Annotated in this window: 5 protein-coding genes and 1 riboswitch; of the genes, 1 reads left to right on the top strand and 4 read right to left on the bottom strand. The window is 52.1% G+C overall.

Features of this window, described 5'->3' with window-relative positions:
• Positions 1-178 precede the first annotated feature (178 nt).
• From BUA83_RS08495 to BUA83_RS08480, 4 genes are read right to left on the bottom strand one after another with little or no spacing between them, the layout of a single operon-like run.
• The gene (locus tag BUA83_RS08495) at positions 179-853 is read right to left on the bottom strand and encodes an ABC transporter ATP-binding protein (RefSeq protein WP_072935817.1); all 675 of its coding nucleotides are present in this window, start codon (positions 851-853) and stop codon (positions 179-181) included.
• A 1-nt stretch (position 854) separates the two neighbouring features.
• The gene (locus tag BUA83_RS08490; RefSeq protein WP_072935816.1) at positions 855-1,538 is read right to left on the bottom strand and encodes a hypothetical protein; all 684 of its coding nucleotides are present in this window, start codon (positions 1,536-1,538) and stop codon (positions 855-857) included.
• A 22-nt stretch (positions 1,539-1,560) separates the two neighbouring features.
• Positions 1,561-2,277, bottom strand: a complete 717-nt coding sequence (locus BUA83_RS08485) for a DUF6273 domain-containing protein (RefSeq protein ID WP_144340522.1) — start codon at positions 2,275-2,277, stop codon at positions 1,561-1,563.
• A gap of 20 nt (positions 2,278-2,297) precedes the next feature.
• Positions 2,298-2,708 (bottom strand): DUF4418 family protein, encoded by a 411-nt coding sequence (locus BUA83_RS08480; protein ID WP_072935814.1) that lies wholly within the window; start codon positions 2,706-2,708, stop codon positions 2,298-2,300.
• 231 nt (positions 2,709-2,939) lie between these two features.
• Positions 2,940-3,019, top strand: a riboswitch (ZMP/ZTP riboswitch).
• 118 nt (positions 3,020-3,137) lie between these two features.
• On the opposite strand from BUA83_RS08480, the gene BUA83_RS08475 reads away from it, so the two are divergent.
• The gene (locus BUA83_RS08475; RefSeq protein WP_072935813.1) at positions 3,138-4,310 is read left to right on the top strand and encodes a phosphoribosylaminoimidazolecarboxamide formyltransferase; all 1,173 of its coding nucleotides are present in this window, start codon (positions 3,138-3,140) and stop codon (positions 4,308-4,310) included.
• The last annotated feature ends 737 nt before the right edge of the window (positions 4,311-5,047 follow it).

Here is a 5,047-nt window from a genome sequence, read left to right as displayed (position 1 = left end):
ATCCCCATCCAAGGTGGAGGCAGTTAAAAGCCCACCTCCATGAGAGAGGTGGCAAAATCCCTATCCAAGGTGGAGGCAGTTAAAAGCCCCCCTCCGGGAGGGGGGAAACAGCCGAAGGCTGTGGGGGGAGAAAAAGAACCGGTATAAAAAAAGAGACTCGCAAAGGAGTCTCTTTTTTTTAATTGGAACAAAGCCTTCCGCCGTCCATAGCCAAAACGCGGTCGGCATATTTCCTTGCCTCATTTTCGTGTGTCACCAGCAGGACCGAAGCTCCCTCATCAGCGGCACTGCGCAGAAGCTCCATTACCAGCTCCACATTTTCATCATCAAGTCCTGCCGTTGGCTCGTCAGCCAAAAGAACCTCGGGCTTCATCAAAAGCGCCCTTGCCACGGCCATGCGGCGAAGCTCGCCTCCCGACAGAGCATTAGGCCTTTCGTCCTTCATGTCAAAGAGCCCGACCTTCTGTAGCAGCTCCTTCGCCCTGTCCTCAGGCGGCGTTTCCCTATGGTAAAGCACAAAGGGCAGCATGACATTTTCCAGAACCGTCAAAGAGCGGAGCGCCGTATGCCCCTGAGGAATCAGACCGATTCTGTCATTTCTCAGCCTTGACCGTTCCTCCTCCTTCATGGAGTAGATATCCGTATCATCAATACAGATGCTGCCACCCGTAGGCACAAGCATTCCTGCCATCATGCTCAGAAGCGTGCTTTTTCCGCTGCCCGACCGTCCTGTTATCTCCACAAGCTCCCCGGACTCCAGCGAAAAATCCAGCGGCTTCACAGCCTCGAGCACGCTGCCGCTGTTCCCCCCGCGGGCAAAATCCTTTTTAACTCCCTTTGCTTCCAGCTTCATTCTATTCACCCTCCTTGAGCACAAGGCCCGCATCCGTTTTACAAATGTACCGCACCGCAGCCATGGAGGCCGCCTTTGACGCGGCAATCACATCAGAAAGAGTATCCATTCCCGTAAACACCGCATAATCAAGCTCCGAGCCCGTCTCCTTCAGACGCGCCCCCACAGCCCAGTCCCTTTGAAACAGCGTGACCTTCTCACCATCAGCGGCAGTCGTTTCCACCTTACTGCCCACAGCCACCGTGCCAACGGGAAATGCAAAATCCACCGCCTCAAGCCACGGCCTTATGACAAAATCCTTTTCAGGCTCAATGCCAACAATCCATATATCTTTACCGTCCGGCAGAGTATCCGAAATATAAATCTGACGGGACGCCGCCTCTATATCCCCGCAGTCCTCCAGCTTTGAAAGAAGCGAGCGGCTTTTATACACCTTCACAGGAGTTCCCTGCATCAGCATGCGCTTCATATTGATTTTGCTGCTGACGGCAATGGCCTTCGGATACACAACCAGGTCAGCCCCCAGCCGCGCCTCGGCAAGCTCCATATTCCTCTGGATACCCCGCGCTGCCATGACTCCGCCGAAAACGCATGCCGCCTGCGCCAGCGCCAGCAGCAGCACGATAACCGTCCGTACAGGGTGAGCCTTTATATTCTCAATGGGAATTTTTCGTAATGACAGCATTCCCCATTTCCCTTCCTTTCCATCAATGATTACTTATATCCAGCCACAGCGCGGGACGGACAGCGTATACCATATCCGCGTTGGCACCGCTCACATGCGCCTCCCCCGAAAAATTCACGAACTGGGCGGTGAACTCATACACCCCCGGGGAACGGAGCCACCACTCCGCAAGCCCCAGCCTGTCGGTCTTTGCCCCATGCAGGACGGCCTGCTCCGAGGCCCGCGCCTTTCCTATATACTGGCGTCCCTCCGCATCACAGACGTAGATAGACATATCCCCCGCATCAGGGATAAACACATAATCCTCCGTTTCCCTGCCGCCGCTTGTTCCCACCACAGCCTGCGGCTCAGTCTGATTCCGCGTCAGCCGTATAAGGCTTCTCTCCTCCTCCGAAAATGCCCCTTTAAGAAAATCACCGTTCAGCCATCTCCGAAGGGCGCTCGTCTCCCACGTGACAGGAGCAAAGAGCGTATCATTGTATGGGCGCGCGTCTATACAGCACGCGCTCATAAGCAGAGCCTCGTCACCGATACGGTCTATCACAAGCCACTCCACAGGCTCAGGACCGTTCGCGGTATTGCCGTCCTGCTCGTACACACCGAAGGCTATCACATCACCCTTTTTTATTTTTCCATAGGGCTTTTCACCCTTCCCGAAGCCCGAAAGAAACACAGCCGTACAGCACAAAGCAAGGAGCAAAAGGAAAATCAGGCATTTTCTCCGTCCCGTCAAAAACATCAGCCCTCCGCGTCCTTCCCTCACTTACTCCGGCTCCGCATAACCCTGACAAAGCCCGCGGCTCCCGATACCACAATCACGGCAGAAACCAGCCGCACAAAGGGCTGAAAGACCTCATGACAGCGCATTGTCTTCATCATGCATAGGGGCATGATATCCCCTGGAACGAAAAAAAGCCCTACGGCACCTATTACTCCCGCCGCGAAAAGAAAGAGCTTCAGGCCCCTGCCTTTAAGAATCGCTCCAAAGGAAAACAGGAAAAATAAAACGAAGCCTCCAAGCTCTGCCACATTCTGCGCCCCGTGGCATGGCATCAGCTTACCGTGTTCTTCCATTCCGCAGGCAGAAAAAACAGTCATAACCCCGACAGAAAGCAAAATACCAAGCACCGCAGGAAGCAGCGAAAACACCCTATCCCTCGTCAATTTCATGACACCCCTCCTATTATTTGTCCCGTCGCGGCATCACAGCATTAGAAACAATGCCTTGACGGCTGTTTTAAGAATTCTCAGTCAGTATACCACCACTAATAGGAAATGACAATCATTCTCATGTGTATACTTTTAACCATATCTTGTTTCACGTGAAACACCGTGTATACACAAACTCCGTTTAATCCCGATTTCTTGACAAAAGAATCCGTCAATGATACTCTGATTTTATGAGGTCTGTACGACTGACGGAAGTGGAATTGACCACAGGGAGTACAGATATGAAGAAGCCGACCGTCTGGGCACATGAAATGAAATGACCCGGAATCCCGGGCGGCTTTTTCTTTTGCCCTGATTCAGCCGTGATGTCCCTGAAGCTTTGGCATCATAGAGCTGCGGTCTTCAGCTTATTTAAGGAGGAAATTTATAATGAATGAAATGGCTTTGAAATACGGCTGCAACCCGAACCAGAAACCGGCGCGGGTCTATATGGAAAAGGGTGAGCTCCCCTTCAAGGTTCTCAACGGAAAACCGGGATATATAAATCTTCTCGACGCCCTGAACAGCTGGCAGCTTGTACGGGAGCTGAAAAAGGCAACGGGGCTTCCTGCCGCGGCTTCCTTCAAGCACGTAAGCCCTGCAGGGGCGGCTGTGGCTGTTCCTCTCTCGGACGTGCTGAAGCAGGTATATTTCGTAGAGGGTGTGGAGCTTTCACCTGTGGCGACGGCCTATATTCGTGCCCGCGGCGCTGACCGCATGTCCTCCTACGGAGATTTCGTCGCGCTCTCCGACGAGTGCGACGCCCAGACCGCGTCCTTCCTGCAGCGTGAGGTCTCCGATGGAATCATCGCTCCCTCCTACTCCGAGGCGGCCCTTGAGATTCTCAAGACAAAGCGCAAGGGCACATATCTCGTAATCCAGATGGATCCCGACTACGAGCCTGAGCCGCTGGAGCATAAGCAGGTCTTCGGCGTATCCTTCGAACAGCAGCGCAACGATGTGGAAATCACAGAGGACTGCCTCACCGAGCGTCCCACGAAGAACAAGGACATTCCCGACGCCGCGAAGCGTGACCTTCTGATTGCCCTTATAACTCTGAAATACACCCAGTCCAACTCCGTGTGCTATACAAAGGACGGACAGGCCATCGGTATCGGCGCGGGCCAGCAGTCCCGCGTACACTGCACGCGCCTCGCAGGCAGCAAGGCGGACAACTGGTTCCTGCGCCAGAGCCCCCAGGTTCTGAATCTTCCCTTCAAATCCGAGGTGCGCCGTCCTGACCGCGATAACGCAATCGACGTGTACATCGGCGATGAATACGAGGACCTTCTCCGGGACGGCGAGTGGCAGCGGGTATTCACCGAGAAGCCCCCTGTATTCACCCGTGAGGAAAAGAAGGAATGGCTCAAAAAGGCCGAGGGTATATGCCTTGGCTCCGACGCCTTCTTCCCCTTCGGTGACAATATCGAGCGCGCACATAAGAGCGGCGTAAGCTATATCGCCCAGACAGGCGGCTCTATACGTGATGACAATGTCATCGAGACCTGCGATAAGTACAATATCGCCATGGCCTTCACGGGAATCCGCCTTTTCCACCACTGAGAAAGACTAGAAACATGCCTTCTCCTTCAGGAGAAGGCATGTTTTTTAGGAAATTTTTGCATATACCCCCATAGTTATCAACAGAACTATACACATATTACTCATTTTATCCACATTTTTGTGGATAACTTCCGATATTTACTTGTGTATAACTGAAATATTTCTGTTTTGTTTCCGAACATTTAAAGATTTTAATTTCAATGTGAGCATAACAAAAAGAGGTTCACTGACTCAAATGAGTCGGTGAACCTCTTTTTTTGTGCAGCTTTCCGAAGCCCCTTCTGAAACCGCGAGCGGTATTAGGGTGCATGCAATCGGATGTTGAAGAATTAGAGTTCGTATTGGATGCAAAGTTTCAATACCGCGAGCGGTATTAGGGTGCATGCAATAAATATGTCTGCTTGTCTGAATTCGTTCCTTGAAGTTTCAATACCGCGAGCGGTATTTGGGTGCATGCAATTGGTAATATGTACCTTGTTGGAGGTGCGGTGCGGGAGTTTCAATACCGCGAGCGGTATTAGGATGCATGCAATGCAAAAATCCGCAGGAGTGTTCTGAGAAGATTCTGTTTCAATACCGCGAGCGGTATTAGGGTGCATGCAATATAAATATGGGTATGAAGCCATGAGGAAAAGTATGGGGGTTTCAATACCGCGAGCGGTATTAGGGTGCATGCAATTACTTAAAGCACACATAGCAGCGGTAAAGTTGCAGTAGTTTCAATACCGCGAGCGGTA

It is taken from the genome of Schwartzia succinivorans DSM 10502, assembly GCF_900129225.1.
GTDB classification, from domain to species: domain Bacteria; phylum Bacillota; class Negativicutes; order Selenomonadales; family Selenomonadaceae; genus Schwartzia; species Schwartzia succinivorans.
The sequence above is the reverse complement of the archived record's forward strand: the minus strand, read 5'-3'. Positions and strand labels throughout refer to the sequence as shown.

Coding starts and splice junctions, on each gene's coding strand:
- BUA83_RS08490 (WP_072935816.1), bottom strand. CDS start 1,538: ATGCTGTCATTACGAAAAATTCCCATTGAGAATATAAAGGCTCACCCT.
- BUA83_RS08495 (WP_072935817.1), bottom strand. CDS start 853: ATGAAGCTGGAAGCAAAGGGAGTTAAAAAGGATTTTGCCCGCGGGGGG.
- BUA83_RS08480 (WP_072935814.1), bottom strand. CDS start 2,708: ATGAAATTGACGAGGGATAGGGTGTTTTCGCTGCTTCCTGCGGTGCTT.
- BUA83_RS08485 (WP_144340522.1), bottom strand. CDS start 2,277: ATGTTTTTGACGGGACGGAGAAAATGCCTGATTTTCCTTTTGCTCCTT.
- BUA83_RS08475 (WP_072935813.1), top strand. CDS start 3,138: ATGAATGAAATGGCTTTGAAATACGGCTGCAACCCGAACCAGAAACCG.